Origin of the sequence: Candidatus Lokiarchaeum ossiferum, from assembly GCA_025839675.1 — an archaeon.
Lineage (GTDB): Archaea > Asgardarchaeota > Lokiarchaeia > Sigyniarchaeales > Promethearchaeaceae > Lokiarchaeum > Lokiarchaeum ossiferum.
The window spans coordinates 5,647,455-5,665,629 of record CP104013.1 but is presented as its reverse complement, the minus strand read 5'-3'; the positions used below and the strand labels follow the sequence as shown (position 1 = coordinate 5,665,629).

Sequence of the window (18,175 nt, the reverse complement as noted above, 5' to 3'; positions counted from 1 at the left end):
AATCTTTTCTATTATCTATCACTATTTTTAGAAGTTTTAAAAAATTGTGCTTTCTGTGAAGATAAAAACAAAACTATCTAGTTCAATATGGCGCTAAGATTAATGGAGAAATTTTTTTTTTTTTTATCAATTCATCTTGAAAATATTTGAATGTTTTTTGATTGATTTTATATGCTCTTTTAATTTTCCTTTTTAATTTGTTATTAAAATCATCAGTTGATAATTGAGTTAATGCTTTTGTGGTTAATTTGAATGTTCGATTCATTCCTACTGAGTACGATAGATCCGTTTTATGTCCGGTGATATCAAATGACATATTAGGAAGATATCCATAACGGAAAAACCCAATTTTGTCCACTAATCTATTTGTCATTACGTTCCTTGATGTTCCTAGAACTTCAAATTTTTTCCCAATACCCACATTTTCACATTGAAACATACCAATCAAAGCAAGAAACTGGCCAAAACCATATCCACGAAACCAACTTGGAAAGAGCAATGTGCTAGATAAGATATGAGGTGTTTGATTCTTTCTTTTTACAAAAGATAAGCCAATAAATATCCATTCTGGGGAATTACCTTTACTTGCAATATTAAATTCTAAGATACCAAAGTATTCACCCATGAATTTCTTTAAAATTGAAATATTAAATATTTCTGATCTTAAATTCCCATTATCGTCAGTTAATTCTGGGAAACTGCTACCTTCTGAAACAAGACACTCAAAAAGACACATTAAAATGGAATATTGATAATCTTCAATAACTTGCTGACCTTGGTGAGAAGAAGTTTTAAAAAAGCGCATCCTCAGTCCAGATTTCTTAAATAGATTAAAATTTTGGGCAAAACACAATCTATGAAGATAAGGAGTAAATTGAAATTTACTGAAAATAAAATATTTGGCCCAAATTTTTTTTCTACTCTGTTTATAGTGTTTTAACTTTTTTTGAAAAAATGGAATAAGGTACTCATAATATAACTTGATATCAAGCAGCTTTTGAAATGATTTACCCATCTTCTCAAGTTGGAAAGGATTCTTATTCTGCAAATATTGTTCAAAAAGAGTAATACTTCCGTCCATTTTAGTTTTCATTTTTTTAGTGATAGACAAATCCTCATTAAATTGATCATTTCTGTTGATCAAGTGATAGGTAGAATTTAGCAGAGTTTTATCAGAATTAGCATCATAACCTAAGTAATCAGCCAAGTTCAAATGAGTATCCCAATTTATATTTGAGATTGAATTAATAAATGATTTTAGAAAACTTTTTTCTGGGAGTATTAACATAGTAAATCCAATAGAAGAGAAATTGATATTTTCATATCGACAATGTGCCTCAATTAGCTGGTTTATTCCGCCATTATTCATTATCTCTGTAAAAATCTCAGATTTTTTAACAAAAATTTCAGGATCAATTAGTGGATAAAGGAGAATTTGATTGATCCAAGGAGAATCGGAAGGGTATTTTATCCATTGAACATTAAATATCGCCAAAATTTGATTGTTGTTCCATTTTTTGGAACGGAATACATAACTCGTACAATTTTCATCAGACGAGAGGTGAAACGATTTCAAAGATGTATTGTACCATTTTGGAATAGTAAGTTTTATGAACGATTCTAGTTCTTTTGTTTCGTTTTCAGATTTTAAATTATATTTTGTAACTCTTAAGGATGGATTCTCATAAACTGGTTGAATTGTGATTATTTTCACCTATTCAGATTTTCTGGAAAACAATAAAAAATGCGATAATAATCTATACAAATTTGGAGATAGTAACAATCCCCCAATAATTCAATTTATTAACCAAATATCTCTAATTTCATTTGGATATTAATTTCATGGACAATAATTTATATTTCGTAAGAATGAAAAAAGTAAATTAACAATGAATCGATCTTCCGACAAAATTATTAAAATAATAACGATAATCTTTGAATATTTGAGAAAAAATGACAGTAATTGATAAAAAAAGCATTGAAAATGCACAAACACTGGAATATATCAAGCAAATTGTAGAGAATTCGCAAGGAAAGATTAATTCGGTTGAACTTAAACAAATCATGATTTTTCTTGTGGAGGATCTACATCGGATAACAAGTGCAAATTTGAAAACTTATCTTGATGATATTATCGAAAAAATTCCTTCTGAGTGCCTACCATTCTTTTTTGAAGCATTACATGAAATTGAAGATGAAGGCGCAATTCATAAAATGATAATATTTTTTATTCGATCCAATAAACCACTCTATTGCATGATTGGAGTCCAACTCATTCAAAAAATTCATGATGAATCCTACACCGGACTGATTGCACCTTTTATTTATTCTAATCACAAGCCTTTAAGACAACTTACAATTCGATGCCTACTTGCAAATCCAGGAAATATTGAAAATATATTAGAGCAAAATCTTTCAGATAGAAATCCTAAGCGACGTGAATTGACGGAAAATTTAATTTTTCAAATCAATCCTAAAAATATCAAGGTTGCACAGAAAAAACTCAATAATACCGATTTTCTTGAGCGAATCCAAGCAATTTCTACTTTGGCTGAAACACAAGATAGGAAGTTAGTATCAAAATTTGAAACTATGTTAGATGATCCAGATATATCCGTGCGGAAAGCAGTCATTGAAGGCATCACACGTTTGGGTGGAAAAAAAGCGAGAAAAATATTAAAAGAACATTTGTTAAAAGAAACACACTTTCCACTTCGGGCACTAATCATTTCAAATTTTAAATAGAGTTAAATTAAGAATTAATGTTCAATCTCCCGAATTGCTTCATATTCGATGGGAATCTTCAATGTAGTAAAGTATTTTTCTAAGGAAAGCCCAATTCGGTTATTTTCGCGTAGTTCTTTTTCATGACTGGAAAAAATGTAAACAGTTCTGCTAGAAAAGATATTTTTTAGGATATTCCCATCAGAATCCCTAAAACCCCAAATTTCAAAAGAAGAATAATATTTTGTTTTTCGATAAGACAGCTTTGATTTTGGATTCTTCTTTCTATGATCAACCATTTCGTAACTCACAAATCTTGAGATGTCAGAAATTTTTCCAATTTGATGATTGTATGGGATAAAATAAAGCATTTTTTTAATATCCCACCGGTTTTTTTCCAAATCTATTATCAATATCGATGTGGGAAAAATGAAGTACAATATAATTAATAGAAAAATAACCAAATATGAATAATAGAAACGAGGTATTTTCTGAGTAGAAATATAATTTGCAATCATCAAAACAATTGTGATTAATGAAAATGAAGAAATTATTAGCAAATGCTCTTTATGGTCGGAAAATTCTCGCTTTACAGCGACTGTGGTGGATGCTTCATTAAGAAATTTTATTGTAACCATTATTAGAACCAATTTTTTTTTCTATAAAAAAAATACTCTTTTCGCTCGAAAAGACAGAAGCCTTTTTTTTCCGTTTCACAATAATAAATAATAAGAACACAAAAATTAATGAATATGTTTGCTTTAAGATAAAATACCCCTAAACCCATTAAATCAACATAAAAAAAAAGTAATTTAAAAAATAAAGAGTACATAATCCGGAAGAAGAACAATGGCAAGAACAATTGATTACACATTTAAAATTTTAATGTTGGGCTCAGCATCAACTGGTAAAACCTCCCTTTCAGATCGATTCATTTCTGGAGTTTTCAATCCTGAAATCAAATTAACAGTAGGGGTCGAATTTTATGTAAAAACTGTTGAAGTTATTAATAAACAAGGGGAAAATAAACGGGTTAAATTACAAATTTGGGATTTAGGGGGAGAATCACGTTTCCGTTTTCTACTACCAACATATTGTTTGGGGTCTTCGGGAGCATTCTTTTTATTCGATCTCACCCGACCAGATACATTGTTAGCTTTAGATAGCTGGATCTCAATTGTAAAAGAACGTAATGGCAGTATACCAATTCTTTTAGTTGGAAATAAAGTTGACTTAGAAGAATTTCGGAAAATACCAAAGGAACATGGTCTCCAAACGACGAAGCAAAATAACTTAATAGAATATATTGAAGTTAGTGCCCTTACGGGAGAAAATGTTGAAGAAGTTTTCTCAAAAATCACAAATTATATGATGGATAGGGCATCTATAAACTAGGTTCATTAGAATCAAGTATAAAAAAATTGGGAGAAAAATAGAATGGAAAATCAAAACCCCTTTTCAAAATTAGTCGATCTTTTTGATGCGATAGATATCAATGAAAAAGGGATAGAAATAGTTTATGATTATTTAATTAAAAACCATACTATTGAAGATCCAAAGTCCATTTATCAAACTTTAGGACTCTCTCTCAAACGTATTTACAAAATATTTAGTGTTCTCAAGGATTTAGAACTTGTTCAAGTTTATTCACGACCAATGAAAGTCATTTTGAATGATCCTATTACTTCTTGGGAAAAAATCGTTTCAGATAAAATTAAACAAATTCGAATTGAATCAAATGAAAAAATAACAAATTGTGAAATGCAGTTTAAAAGCATGATTGATTCTTATAACTTGATCCCAGAACAACCGAGTCTTCCACCAGTAGAATATATTAATATATTAGGTGATAATGAACCAATTGATTTTATTAACAATGAACTGTTAGGGGGTCCTGAAAAAAATATTTTTATCTCTAAGGGTCTCAGAGTAAAGATTGATTTCATTGAACACCTATATAGCCTTCTTTCATCAAAAGCATATCGAAAGAAAAATGGATATGCTAATTTTGGTGAAATTCTTGAGAAATGGAACAAAGATTTTCCCAATCACACCTTCAATGTGCTTCTTTCAGAAGAATATTTAGAGGAAACGATTCTAAAAATTGCACAAACTAAAATTGACCCTTCAGAACTAAAAATTCTCACAGAAAAAATGAACCCAAACATTGAGGTAAGGGTTTCTCAAAATACAATAGGAAATTTTATTATTAAGGAAGATGAAGAATTACTGCAATATTCTGTAGATCCAAGCAATACTCTTTTAGGGGCATTTATATCACGACAAAAAGAGATCATTGATGTTTTCTCAAATAAATTTTCGGAAATGTATTCCCAATCGGTTGAAATTTCGCAATTTTTCAAGGATAAAAAAAAACCACAACTAACATTATTAGAGAAAATTGCTTATGCATTATTTTAATGAATTTTAGTAATTCTCGTAAAATTTTTCCTGGTTGATCTCAATGTACTTCAAAGATAAACGTCAATATTTTGCAGGTTATGAACTGGACAGCCGGGTTTTTGTCGGTGATGAAGCATGGATATCAATATTTGAAATTGAAACTTATTCCTTTGAAAATATTTTCACAGATTTGGTTTTATGGGTAAAAAAAATCCATGAAGCAGCTCAAATACCAAAGCATATTGGAGCAAGCTTTCATTTTAAAAAATGCAATGGATTTTTGGTAAATCAGACTTTTCGCGAAAGATATTTGAGGGTAATCGAGAACTGTAAAATACCTTTTCAATCCCTATGTCATATTCCATATCGAAAAGATCAATTACCCCCTAATTCAGGATTTATTCCTACATTATTGAAGCAAATGGAGCTGTGTTCTTTATCAAAATCAAAAGGAATCATACTGCACCCTCCTTCAAATATTGAAGATACTACCGAGCAATTCATCAGTCAGTTAACTGATCAGAAAGTGCTTAAAGTACTAGAAGATGCACCACTTTATCTTTGCATTGAAAATGCCCAAGAAAGTGGAGCCTATTTTCAAAGTCTTAGTAATTTAATAATTCTTAGGGAATCCTTAGAAATAGAGTTGAAACAAATTGGAAAGGGTCATTTAATTTCATTTTTCAAGTTTTGCTTTGATACCGGACATTATCTCTTATATCAACAAAGGGATGGAAATGGTGAAGAAGAATGGATGAATCATTCTGAAAAATTCCTACCCCATGTACTTGTTTTTCATATTCATTCCAATGATGGTTCATCAGATCAACATCTTCTACCCTACACGAAAGCAGATCCTCCGTTGAAAAGATTACCATTTCTTTATAAAGCGTTTTTTGAGAATTGTCATCGAATAATGAACTGGCTTGAAGAAAGCGAAGCTGAATGGAAAACTGAAGAGCGATTTTTTGTTCTTGAAGTGAACCCATCGTTCACAAAAAAGGAATTAATTTCTTTTTGGCACCGTTTGGGAAGAAGATTAAAATTGATATCCAAATAAAAAGGTATTATGGGAAAATTACAGTCAGCTAAATCCGTGATGCTTAATTTTAGTGATTTTTATCAAATAAATTCAAAAAATTCTTCCGATTCTTCTGAAACAATTATTGCAGAGGTTGCTGGAAAAGATAGTATTGCAGCCATTCTTCAAGTTGCGAAAAAATCGAGTATCAAAAAATTAGTTGGTATTGGGATTAACCACCGGTCTTTTTATGGAAATATTGATGAACCAACAGAGCATTTTGAATATATTAGCAACGATAAAGCACTTTTAAATATAAAAAAAACGGAATTCATGTATTTAGATGTCAGTTCATTATTTGATCTCCTTATTGTGCGAACCTTAGCTATTGTTCAAAAACACTTTCACTATTTCTCTCCTTGTCCCGCCTGCCATCTTTTCTTTCATATGATGCGAGTTCCTATAGCCCATCATCTAAAGGTCGCAAAATTTATTACTGGTGAACGGGATATTCATGGAACCCGGAAAAAATTAAATCAATTGCCCGAAGTTTTAGATCTTTTAAAAATCCTATTGGAGAAAGAAGGAATAAATCTCATTCAACCCCTTAAATCAATCACTAAAGATGAAGAGATATTTACATTATTAGGAAAAAAATGGGTTTCAGCCCTTCCCTACAAATGTAGTTTTTCAGGGAATTATTATGATGAAAATGGAAAGATTCCTTTTAATACTACCAATGTACTAAATTCATTAAGCAAGTTCTACTACCCTCTCTTTCATGAGACAATTCATTATATTGAATTACACAAGAATGAACCAGATTGGAATTGGATAGAAAAAACATTGTTAGATATTATTGAAGAGTTTTAGTTAGGGGATAAAGTTTCAGGATCTTTTTCGATTTTTTTATCTCGAATTTTGGAGAGATGGCGATTTGCATAGAAAATTCTTTGAATCGCTGTGAAATGACCACCAATCATCAAAATTATCACAGTCCATTCTAATGCATTATTAAACCAAAATTGGAATATAGTTCCAATCATTAATATGGGTACACGATCTGTTCTTTCCAGCAACCCAATTCCACCTAAAGATGAAATTCCTAAAGCTTCCACTCGAGCTCGGGTATAAGATGTTAAAAATGCACCTACAAGGGAAAGCATGACGATCCAAGGTTCTGTATAGTTTCCAAGCATAATGCCAACATATAAGAAAATATCACCATATCTATCCAACGTAGAGTCTAAAAAAGCACCAAATTTCGTAGCCCCTTGAATTCGAGCAACAACTCCATCAAGTTGATCAAAAAATTCAATTAAGAAAAGAAAAATTATGGCAAGGGGTAATATTTGAAAAGCAAGTGATATACAAACAACAATACATGAGACCAAGCTACATATTGTTATATAATTCGCAGGAACATGTGAAATTTTTTTCCCCAAAGGAGATAAAAGCTTTCCCGAATATTTCTTCATTTGAAGAAGCATAAAATATCTTAAGATTTTGATCTATATAAGAATAGAGATATTCTTGATTAAAATCATTCATTGATTCTTCTTCATTCGAATAAACCCGCATTGAGGACATTGAAATTTAGTATGTTTATGAAATCCACCCTTTCGTTTAATGGATTTCATCCTAATTCGATTTCCACAAATCCTACATCGAGGACAGTCCATGATATGATCATATTTTTGGGTTTTTTAAAAAATGAAAATAATTATCGTTTTTCTTGGTGCCCCCAGACTTGAACATGAACCTTTCGTGTTCTGGGACCATCGAATTCACAGAAAAAAACACCTTGCCATTCTCCGAGGATCATTTTTCTTCTTTCAATAGGAATTTCCAAAGATACTCCAAACAATGAAGACTTGAAATGGCTATCCGAGTTTCCTTCAGCATTTAGTAATCGATGTCCTTTAATGCTACTGGCAAGAATAGTTTGTATATCTTTGATAACATCAGGGTTCGCATTTTGATTTATAGTCACAGCAGCAGTTGTGTGAGGGATAAAAATTTTTACAACACCAACTTCAGCTCCAGATCTTAAAACCAGATTATTAATATCTTCAGTAATTGATATGAATTGTTCTCTTTTCGAAGATTTAATACTAAATAAATTGTTTTCTACGAACATTGCCTTCACTAGTTAATAAACGTATTTTTAAATTAACTTTTATTGTTTTTTAATGTTTTTTTTGGATAATTAGTGAAAAAATTTTGTATATAAATGAATTTTTTAGTTGTATGGAAATTGGAATCTTTTTCACATTAATTTTTATTTTATTTTTGAAGTCAATTCATAAAAGCGATGTTGAAACACCTTAATCTAGGAAGAAATTTCCCAATTTTATTTTTAAATGAGATGCTTTTATGTCCAAACCAACCCGAAATAGTCTAACAATGGATGAAATTTTAGAAAACTTACCGTCTCCAGTTCTCATTGTCAAATTTCATAAGTTGGTTTGGGCAAATCAATCATTTTGGGAATTTTACTTACCAGATGATGCACAAGAATTTCCAATGCCCCAAAATCCACCTTCAATTGATATTTATCAGTTGGTTAAGCGAAATTCCAGAGGATCTCTAAGAGAATACTTATTGTCTTTAAGTTCCTTAGAAAAACCCCTTGAAACCATACTAATTTCTTCTGATGAAGAGTATACACCTGTGTTAATTTCTGGACGTTGTTTAAATCCAGCATCAGAAATAGAAGATCGGATTTTTCTTTTAGTTTGTACGGATATTTCAGATAAATTAAAAAGTGAATTTCTTCTTTATGAGATGTTGGAACAGATTGATGAAATTTTCTTTGTGATATCGCTAGAAAATCACTATCTTCAGTATATCAATAAGCGAGGATTAATGCTCTTAAGAAAAAATGAAGATGATATCAAAAATAAAAAATATACAGACTTTTTCCCTGAATTAAATTGGCCTCATCTTAATAATCTCATTGATTTATCGACCAGAAATATGATGCCTCTAAATGATAAAGAAATAATCGCACGATTTTCATCTGGTGTGAAAGTTTACTTTGCAAATATTATTCCCATCAATGATTTTTCCCACACATATAGATTGATGTTGGTAACTCTTCGCGAAATAACTCAATTTCGGGCAAAAATTAATTTGGCGAATCAATTAGAGAAAATAATTCAGTCCATTCCTGATCCGATGCTGATCGTTGATGAAAATTTGGAAACTCGTTTAATCAACCATGCCACTGTTCATCTCAGGGGAATAAACCCTCTGCGAATTAAAGAACCTATAGCTTTACTCTGCTCGGAAATCTTTCAACGCCCCGAATGTAACACAGATTTATGTCCAATAAAGAGAATGATCCATTTAAATGAAGAAGTTCGAGACGAAGAAGTGGAATTATTGGATGAAATGGGAAAATTACGCACTTTTCTTCTATCAATTATACCCCTCCAAATGGTTACGGAACAACACTTTTTTTTAATGAGATTTTCAGATATCACGACTAAAAAAGAATACGAAAAGGAATTGACGATATATCAGAAAAAATTGAAAGAAGAAAATGTAAAACTTCAACAAGAAATTACTAAAATGAAGATTACACCTGTACATGAAAAACCAATTAAACAACCTCAAATTAAAGCCAAACAAAACCAAGTAGTGGAAAAATTTACCGATTTAATCTTAGGAACATCATATATTTTCATGGATTCTGATATGGACATACCCTATAATTCTTTTATTAACCAAGTACATTCGGGTAAATTGGGTTTAGTAATTTCCCGTCTTCATCCAGAAAAAATCCGGAAAAAATATTCTCTGAAGGAAACGCCCATCGTTTGGGTGAATAATTCAATTGTTGATGAAGATAAACGATATATCCAACCAAACCTCCAGATTATATTGCATTTGCTGAAAGCTTTTTTGAAGGAAGCTAGTACTAAAAATGAAAAAAGTATTATTTTGATTGATTGTCTGGAATATCTAACGATTTATAATGAATTTAAAAAAATAATCCAATTTTATGAAGTTTTAAGTGAAAATATCACCATTTATAACGGGACATCGATTACTACAATAGATCCTGATGCTTTTGATTCTAAAGAATTTGCTTTACTTAAACGTGGTTCAGAAATATTGAAGAAAAAAAAATAGTTGTAAAAATTCCTAAACTATAGCAAACCATTTAAGAAAAACAGATTATATTAAAAATATATAAATAAAAAAAAACCGTAACAAAAGGAATCATGAAAATGTCAGAAGAACGAAAATGTCCCTATTGTGGAATTTCATTAAAAAATCCTTATTGGCGCCATATTGAATCCGAACACCCAGACGAATATCGCAGTGATAAAAGTACATGGATTCAATTATTTAAAGATTACGTTGGTATGGGTATGTCAAAAGAGGTTGCTTTAGCCGTTATTTCACAGATTTTTAATCGTGAACCTAAAATTATTGAAGAATTTCTAAAAAAAAATAAAGCATTTTAGAATTGAAGGTTTTACAAGTCTTGATCGAATAGATCATCCAATGCGTCTAACGCGTCTTTTTCTTTTTTAACTTGTTCTGAATTCTCTGTTTTTGATGTTTTTTTTTTAGATATTTGCTTTGAAGATGTTTTGGAATGAATTTGGGTTTTTTCATCTTTTTCTTCAGGGATAGCAGATTTGATTGGTTCTAATTCATCAAATGGATCAAAAGGTTTAGAAGAAATATTTCCAGTAGAAGCATTCTTGTTCATTTTTTGCTGCAGAGATAGAATTCGTGTCTTTAAAGTATCAATTAATAACTCAGCCTTATCCATATCTTGCATGATTTCAATTAATTTTAATATTTCAGCTTTTGCCCCCAAGAGATCATTTTGCTCAAAGATCTTCTCAACCTCCAATAAATTTTCAAACAAAAATTCATTAGCAGTACATTTTTCCAGTAATTCTTTAATTTTTGAATCATGATCAAAAAAACCTTTCCTTTCAAGGTCAATTTTATAGTCATCAAGTTTCTGCCGGGCTTTTTTAAATTGAAACTCACGTAAAAGTTGATAAGTGGAATTTAAAAATGATTTTGAATCTTCTTCAACGTTTTGCAATTGATTATCAATTTCTGCAATCATATCTATTAGATTTCGCTGTTTTTCCAAGGCAAAATGGGATGGATGTTCTTGGATCATTTTATAAGCGCGTTCAAGTTCTATTTTTGCTAATGGAAGTGATTCTATCTTTTGAGCAGTAGATATATGGTGATTGAAACGAATTTCTTTACTTTTCAGATCCAATGAAGTTTTAGTGGTAGACCACATCTTCTGATACTTTTTATCCGCTGGATCGATTTTACTGATTCCATATTTGCTCATATAGACGTCAAGTGATTTTTGTGCATTTTCTATTCTCGCAACGATATCTGGATGAATTGAATCTTTTCGAGATTCTTCGTTTTGGCATTCTTCCCATAGCGTTTCTAATTTTGCATAACGTATCTGAATAATCATCGGGGGAAGCTCACTAGGAGATTCCAAACCAAGTTTGGACAATTCTTCCAAAATATGCAAGCTTCGACTAACTTTTCGATCAAAAATTTTAACTTGGTTTTGAAGAGATGAAATCCCAAATTTGGATACTTGAAAAAGTAAAAAACCCAAAATGTGCTGAGTATTAATTAAATCACCAGCTAAATAAAGCTCTTCACATTTTGAGAAAATTTTTCCTAATTCTTCTGTTCGATCTTTAATTTGTTGTAAAGTAATCTTTTCAATTAAATCAAGTGTCTGTTGAGAATTATCTATATCAGAAGTGGGATTTTCCAAGATTAAGTTCTTAGTAGCAGAAATTATTTCAAGTATGTTGGTTAAATTAAGTGATTTTTGAGCTCGATTCAAATTGGTTTGAAGTTTTGTGATTTTTTCTCACCGATCTTTATTTAATTAATCTTTTATTTCAAAGAAATTAAGTCTTTCAATTTAATAGTAAAGGTTCCGAGCTTTTCATTATAATATCCAGCACTTATTTTAATCACAGCAGAATTATTTACTAAAAAATCAATAATTGATTTCAATACCATTTTAAGAGTTTCAACCGAAAAACCGTTCAATATTACTTCAGGGATACAGTTAACATTAGCAGGTACTTTGGAAACAGATTTTAACTTAGATTTGAGAGAAGGACAGTATAGGAAATTACTTTGGATTTGATTCTTGGGATCTTTAAAATTATTCAAAGCATCTGGTAGAGTATTGTTGTCAGAAGAATAAAATTTTGTTCCAGAAGCAGCAAACCCATAGATTTGACATACACTTGGATATGAAAGGAGTAATTTTTTTAACAGAGGTTCAGCTTCAAGAGCTTCTTGTAGAGAAGTAAAAAAAATAAACAGATTCGCACCCATATACCCCGAATAAACGTGTAATATATCTTCTATTAAAAAATCTCCTGCCATACAAGGAATACAGTACATTTTTTTATTAAATTTGGACAATATTTTTGCATAATTCCCCCCAAAATCACTAAGAAAATTTGAACTCTTTATTGTTGACAATGGAATATCATTGTCCTTTTTGAAAGAATCCCATCCAAAAACCCGTACATCTAATTTTGGAATGATAGAAGAACGAATTCGCCTAAAGAGATGCTTTTCAAGCTTAACAATGGTTTTTTCGATCGAATTAGAATTTAAAGAAACCCAAACGCTACAAGAAACACCCCAACGATGGTCCGGTGTTTCTGAAGGCTGAATTATGGAATGAATTCCAGCCTCAGAACCAACATAAGGCAATGAGGATTGAGCGCAAAATTCCATTGCATATTGTTTTGCGTGGTTTTTTGAAGGTCCAGTTATAAGAAGGCAAGAACTAATACCTGAGAAAAATTCCATTCTTGTTGATTCTACTTTTTCATATCCTTTCCATGGCATGTATTAAATTGTCTAATGCCTTATTGATAATATATATGATGGAGTTGAAAAAATGATCAAAGGGTTTATCATTGTCAAGTCGGATCAAATGCAAAAAAAAACCGAACAAGACGATTCAGAAGAAGAAAATGGGTTAGGATACACCAATACTTGGAAAATCATTGCTAAATATGTCCCAGATCCAAGCGATGTACCTGAAAAAACCATCATTGATTCAATAATTGAACGTCTTAATATGAATGAAAATGGTACAGAAGTGAATGTTCGCCAATTTCCTTTGAAATTTCATGCTTCAACATTAGGTTCAGATGAAGAGGGTCATTCTTTCCATTTAATAAGTTTACTTGAGATTTCAGAATCTCTTGAAATTGTAAAAACCATTTCATCCGAGATCAAACGCAATTTATTTGATAATTATAAGGACCAAGCGTACTTAAAAACTAAATTGCATAATATCTATGATGCTAAAGTAAATATCTTAGAAAAAGTATTAAATTCCGAAATTCTTACTAAAAACCTAAGTGCCAAAGCAAACAAGTTGATTGATGAAGGGGATTTTGAGCAAGCACAAGAATTGATCAAGATGGCCAAGGATTTGCCCGCTAAATTTGTTGAATTCTATGAAAAAGGAAGAAGAGATGCAAAAACAGGAAATTACAGAGGTGCAGAAAAAAATTTCCTTCAATGTTATGATTTAGCCGGAAAAATTAGTGATCTTCCGTTACAATACTATATTAAACTAAAAATTGAGGATATTAAACAAATTCCTTCAGCAAATAAGGAACTCAGGTCCCAAATGATGAGTATTTCCAAAGATTTGGGAAAATTTGTGAATTATCTTCCTTATAAAGCTCAAATTAAAAAATTGAATCGATGTGTTGAGTTAGCGGATGTATTAGAAGATGATGCTCAATTAGAAGAATTAGCAGAACTTGAGAAAAAAATAATTCAAGCAAATTCATTAGTCGAAAAGCTGACTTCAGTTGAAAGGAGTATAAAAAACATCATAAATAGTTGGAAAAATTAACTAAATCGCTTTATTATTTTTTTTACCTAAAAGCCTTTCTTTTCCTATTTTATTTAGGTTCTCAATTCTTTCCATACAATATCCCTTTAGGTTTGAATATCTAAAATATAATGGGATTCAATTTCTTCGTGGTGGAGATACAAAATGGAAGATAATATCGATATCAATTCAAAACTCAAAAATCTTCTAAATATTTTAGAAGATTGGGGAAAAACAGAGACTAATGTTCCGGGAGTAAAAATCATAAAGATTCCTGCTAAGAAAGATGTCCCCGAACGTTTAGGAATTGAAATAAACCCAGTTGATTCATCAGGAAGATCAATAAAAAAGACAGGAAATATCGTCTTAACTAATATGGAACTATTTAATATGTATTCAGATCTATTCAATAATCAAAAAATCATTGAATTAATGGAAGAAATTGAAGATTTACGTAAAGAATTGTGTCCAAATAGTAATGATAAACATGAAAAAATTGTTTTTAAAATATGATACTTTTTGAATATTTTGTAATCCCTCAAATTTGTTTGTTTTCATCAAAGACATCATAGAATATATCAATAAAATGGGTGAAACTTCCCAATTGTTTATTGTTTTAGTTAACTGAATATGTAAAAAAAGATCATTTTAATTTTAGGATTCGTTATTTTGCAATTAAGAGGGGAATATTTTATTATCCCATGAAAATCTTGTTTCTTCAATAAAGGAAGAAATAGAGGTAATATAGTAAAACTCAATACCAGTAATGGTGAAATCATGAAATTACAATCAATTGAATCCCATCCAATTCTGGACATTCCGAAAAGAAAACTTGTTTCGTTCAGTTTTAATGGAAATGAAATAAAGGGCTTTGAAAATATGATGTTATCCTCAGCTCTTTTCATGAATGGTGTCAAGATCTTTGGTCACCATCATAAAGATAATTCACCACAAGGAATTTATTGTGCAAACGGACAATGCTCCCAATGTACTGTTTTAGTAAACGGTAAACCAGTTAAATCTTGTATGACTGCCTTAAAAGACGGAATGAAAGTCAATAGTTGTGAAGGGCATCCAGATTTACCACCAATCGATTCACAAGTAAAAACAAAAGATCCTATATTATTTGAAACTGAAGTTCTTATAATTGGAGCGGGACCATCAGGTCTCAGTGCTGCTAGATTATTAGGTGAAAATGGAGTAAAAGTTCTTTTGGTTGATGATAAAGATCGTACTGGAGGAAAATTGGTTTTACAAACCCACAAATTCTTTGGATCCCAACAAGATGTATATGCAGGTCAACGTGGAATAACAATTGGGAATATTTTGGGAAACGAAGCGAAAAAATTAGAAAATGTGGAAATATGGTTGAATAGCAATGCTTTAGCGGTCTTTCGAGATGGTATCATAGGAATTCTCAAAGATAATCAAGAATATGTTTTAGTTAAACCTCAACGATTGTTAGTTGCCACAGGAGCTAGAGAAAAAATGTTAATTTTTCCCGGAGATACACTTCCAGGAGTATATGGAGCAGGAGCATTTCAAACGCTGGTGAATCGTGATTTAGTCAAATGCAGTGAAAAAATTTTTATCGTTGGGGGCGGAAATGTAGGATTAATTGCGGGATATCATGCAATTCAAGCAGGAATCGAGGTTGTAGGTTTGATCGAAGCCTTACCCCGATGTGGAGGATACCATGTACATGAAAGTAAATTACGAAGATTGGGAGTTCCAATATATACACGCCACACGATTATTTCTGCAAATGGAGATGGAAAGGCAGAATCAATAACGATTGGACAATTAGATGAAAATTGGAAAGTCATTCCAGGAACTGAAAAGACGTTTGCATGTGATACCATTTTAATCGCAGTTGGTTTAACACCAGTTGATGAATTTTATGGAAAGGCGAAAGATTACGGAATTCCAGTTTGGGTTGCCGGGGATGCTCAGGAAATCGCTGAAGCATCAGCAGCAATATTTACTGGAAGAGTTGAAGCAGTCAAAATGCTTCAAGATATGGGAATTTCAGTAGAACAAAACTTAAAAGAATTGGAAGAAAAAGCAGCCATTATGAAAGCGCACCCTCCTGCCCCATTTGAATTGGACTTGCCTGAAATTAAAAAAACTATACTGCCCGTTTTTCATTGTGATCAAGAAATCCCATGTAATCCTTGTAGCACCGTTTGTCCTCAAGAGTTAATTCACATTGATGAAAAAATCACAAATATTCCGTATTTTCAGGGAGAAAAAGAATGTATCGGATGTGGTCGATGTGTCGCAATTTGTCCTGGTTTAGCTGTGACCCTAATTGACAATCGGAAAGACAATGAGAATCCTAGAGTCACTTTTCCATATGAAATTGCTGCAGAAAAAATCAACAAAGGTCAAAGAGTCATGGTTATGGATAATGCAGGAGAATTAGGGGAATTTGAAGTAGTACGTGCTCGTATTCTGAAAGAATATCCTCGTACTCAATTGATAACTCTTTCGTTACCCTTCGAAATTGCTCAGCGTGCCATTGGTATTCGCCCAGTTATAAAAGTGGAATATGAACCAATCGAAATGTATCATAAAGCTCCAGTTCCAGATGATGCAATTGTATGCCGTTGTGAGCGTGTAACAGCGTCGGAAATACGAAAATGGATACGAAAAGGAGTTACCGATATGAACCAATTAAAAGCCATTACTCGTGCGGGAATGGGTGCTTGTGGAGGAAAGACATGCACGATTTTAATCGAACGCTTGATGCGTGAGGAAGGTATTCCGATGGAAAAAATAACACCCGGAGTAAAGCGCCCGATTTTTGTCGAAGTACCCTTAGGTAAGTTTGCAGGAATGATTGATGAGGAGGAAAAATAAATGACAGACTATGATGTAATTGTGATTGGAGCAGGTAGTATTGGAACCCCTATTGCCATGGCTTGCGCACACGACGGACTGAAAGTGTTAGTAATCGACAAATATCCATCAGTTTCACAAGGCGATAACAAACATGCAATTGGTGGAATTCGTGCAACTCATACTCAAAAAGCGAAAATCTACTTATGCCAACGTAGTATAGAAATATTTTCAACGTGGAAAGAAAAATATGGAGACGACATTGGTTGGGTTCAAGGTGGATATACTTACGTTGTCTATACCAAAGAACATGAAGCTTTATTTAAGCAAAATGTAAAACTCCAAAAATCTTTAGGATTAAATATTGAATACTACGGTCCAGAAAAAATAATAGAATTAGTTCCAGGGATTGAACAAGAAGGATTGTTAGGAGGTACATTTAGCCCAGAAGATGGAAGCGCATCACCCCTTTTAGCCCTAAATGCATTTTACCAACAAGCAGTGAAAAATGGAGCAGAATTTAAATTTAATGAACAAGTAACGAGAATATCCGTGGACAACCATAAAGTTACTAGTGTAACAACCGATAAAGGAACCTATAGCACACAATATGTAATTAATGCAGCAGGAGGTTTTGGAAAAGAAATAGGAAACATGGTTGGATTAGATCTCCCAATTAATCCAACAAGTCATGAAGCAGCAATTACTGAACCAGTGAAACATTTTCTTGATCCTATGGTAGTTGATATTCGTCCGTGTGAAGATAATCGATTTGGGCATTCAAAAAATTACTACTTTTATCAGAATAATGAGGGACAAATTATCTTTTGTATCACTCCGGAACCACCCTTTTATGGCCACGATCATGAAGAAACAAGTAGTTTCTTGCCTCAAATTGCCAAAAGAATGATTAAGCTAGTCCCACGTCTAAAAAATATAAAAGTGAGACGAACATGGAGAGGTCTTTATCCAGATACACCAGATGGAGCCCCAATTGTGGGGAAAGTAAAAGAAATTGAAGGATTCATAAATGCAGCGGGACCGTGTGGACAAGGATATATGCTCGGCCCAGGATTAGGGGAATTAATTTCACGTTTAGTAAGAGATGAATTAAATGACCACGATAAAATCATTTTAGATGAACTTTCGTTATATCGAGATTTTGGTTCTGTTGAAATGTTGAAATAATTAATTCTTCAAATCTTTTTTATTCATTTTATTGATATACCATTTTTTTTTCCAGTTTAAGATGGCGAGCATTAGTAAATTCGAAAAATCTCATGTTC

17 protein-coding genes are annotated in these 18,175 nt (G+C 31.8%); 11 read left to right on the top strand and 6 right to left on the bottom strand.

Annotated elements, in window-relative coordinates; all coding sequences use genetic code 11:
* Nucleotides 1–82: 82 nt before the first annotated feature.
* Nucleotides 83–1,714, bottom strand: coding sequence for a hypothetical protein (locus tag NEF87_RS24155; protein ID WP_457917843.1), 1,632 nt, complete (start codon nt 1,712–1,714; stop codon nt 83–85).
* A gap of 239 nt (nt 1,715–1,953) precedes the next feature.
* On the opposite strand from NEF87_RS24155, the gene NEF87_RS24150 reads away from it, so the two are divergent.
* Nucleotides 1,954–2,745, top strand: a complete 792-nt coding sequence (locus tag NEF87_RS24150) for a HEAT repeat domain-containing protein (protein WP_457917842.1) — start codon at nt 1,954–1,956, stop codon at nt 2,743–2,745.
* Between the two features lie 14 nt (nt 2,746–2,759).
* Here NEF87_RS24150 and NEF87_RS24145 read toward each other — a convergent pair whose 3' ends face one another.
* Nucleotides 2,760–3,362, bottom strand: a complete 603-nt coding sequence (locus tag NEF87_RS24145) for a hypothetical protein (protein ID WP_371804090.1) — start codon at nt 3,360–3,362, stop codon at nt 2,760–2,762.
* A gap of 211 nt (nt 3,363–3,573) precedes the next feature.
* On the opposite strand from NEF87_RS24145, the gene NEF87_RS24140 reads away from it, so the two are divergent.
* From NEF87_RS24140 to NEF87_RS24125, 4 genes are read left to right on the top strand one after another with little or no spacing between them, the layout of a single operon-like run.
* Entirely contained in the window at nt 3,574–4,119 is a 546-nt protein-coding gene (locus NEF87_RS24140) for a Rab family GTPase (RefSeq protein ID WP_371804089.1), read from the top strand.
* 42 nt (nt 4,120–4,161) lie between these two features.
* Nucleotides 4,162–5,145, top strand: coding sequence for a hypothetical protein (locus NEF87_RS24135; RefSeq protein WP_457917841.1), 984 nt, complete (start codon nt 4,162–4,164; stop codon nt 5,143–5,145).
* Nucleotides 5,146–5,188: 43 nt separating this feature from the next.
* On the top strand, nt 5,189–6,187 hold the full coding sequence (locus NEF87_RS24130; RefSeq protein ID WP_457917840.1) for a hypothetical protein: 999 nt from the start codon (nt 5,189–5,191) through the stop codon (nt 6,185–6,187).
* Nucleotides 6,188–6,196: 9 nt separating this feature from the next.
* Nucleotides 6,197–7,021, top strand: coding sequence for a hypothetical protein (locus tag NEF87_RS24125; protein WP_457917839.1), 825 nt, complete (start codon nt 6,197–6,199; stop codon nt 7,019–7,021).
* Here NEF87_RS24125 and NEF87_RS24120 read toward each other — a convergent pair.
* Nucleotides 7,018–7,638 carry a CDP-alcohol phosphatidyltransferase family protein gene (locus NEF87_RS24120; protein WP_371804085.1) on the bottom strand — a complete coding sequence of 207 codons (621 nt, stop codon included), beginning with the start codon at nt 7,636–7,638 and terminating at the stop codon, nt 7,018–7,020. The genes NEF87_RS24125 and NEF87_RS24120 overlap by 4 nt on opposite strands.
* Nucleotides 7,639–7,871: 233 nt before the next feature.
* Nucleotides 7,872–8,288 (bottom strand): secondary thiamine-phosphate synthase enzyme YjbQ, encoded by a 417-nt coding sequence (locus NEF87_RS24115; RefSeq protein WP_457917838.1) that lies wholly within the window; start codon nt 8,286–8,288, stop codon nt 7,872–7,874.
* Between the two features lie 236 nt (nt 8,289–8,524).
* On the opposite strand from NEF87_RS24115, the gene NEF87_RS24110 reads away from it, so the two are divergent.
* Complete coding sequence (locus tag NEF87_RS24110; protein ID WP_457917837.1) at nt 8,525–10,288, top strand: DUF835 domain-containing protein; 1,764 nt, start codon at nt 8,525–8,527, stop codon at nt 10,286–10,288.
* 98 nt (nt 10,289–10,386) lie between these two features.
* Nucleotides 10,387–10,626 (top strand): hypothetical protein, encoded by a 240-nt coding sequence (locus tag NEF87_RS24105; protein WP_371804082.1) that lies wholly within the window; start codon nt 10,387–10,389, stop codon nt 10,624–10,626.
* 11 nt (nt 10,627–10,637) lie between these two features.
* Here NEF87_RS24105 and NEF87_RS24100 read toward each other — a convergent pair whose 3' ends face one another.
* Both NEF87_RS24100 and NEF87_RS24095 read right to left on the bottom strand, forming a co-directional pair.
* Nucleotides 10,638–11,939 (bottom strand): hypothetical protein, encoded by a 1,302-nt coding sequence (locus tag NEF87_RS24100; RefSeq protein WP_457917836.1) that lies wholly within the window; start codon nt 11,937–11,939, stop codon nt 10,638–10,640.
* Between the two features lie 125 nt (nt 11,940–12,064).
* Nucleotides 12,065–13,042: a hypothetical protein gene (locus tag NEF87_RS24095; RefSeq protein WP_457917835.1), complete on the bottom strand. Its 978-nt coding sequence runs from the start codon at nt 13,040–13,042 to the stop codon at nt 12,065–12,067.
* Between the two features lie 52 nt (nt 13,043–13,094).
* Between NEF87_RS24095 and NEF87_RS24090 the strand changes: the two genes are divergently transcribed.
* The 4 genes from NEF87_RS24090 (at nt 13,095) to NEF87_RS24075 (ending at nt 18,077) form a co-directional block, all read left to right on the top strand.
* On the top strand, nt 13,095–14,069 hold the full coding sequence (locus NEF87_RS24090; protein ID WP_371804079.1) for a hypothetical protein: 975 nt from the start codon (nt 13,095–13,097) through the stop codon (nt 14,067–14,069).
* A gap of 144 nt (nt 14,070–14,213) precedes the next feature.
* Nucleotides 14,214–14,561, top strand: a complete 348-nt coding sequence (locus NEF87_RS24085) for a hypothetical protein (protein ID WP_457917834.1) — start codon at nt 14,214–14,216, stop codon at nt 14,559–14,561.
* 264 nt (nt 14,562–14,825) lie between these two features.
* On the top strand, nt 14,826–16,910 hold the full coding sequence (locus NEF87_RS24080) for an FAD-dependent oxidoreductase (RefSeq protein WP_457917833.1): 2,085 nt from the start codon (nt 14,826–14,828) through the stop codon (nt 16,908–16,910).
* Entirely contained in the window at nt 16,911–18,077 is a 1,167-nt protein-coding gene (locus tag NEF87_RS24075) for an NAD(P)/FAD-dependent oxidoreductase (protein ID WP_457917832.1), read from the top strand. It begins immediately after the preceding gene.
* The last annotated feature ends 98 nt before the right edge of the window (nt 18,078–18,175 follow it).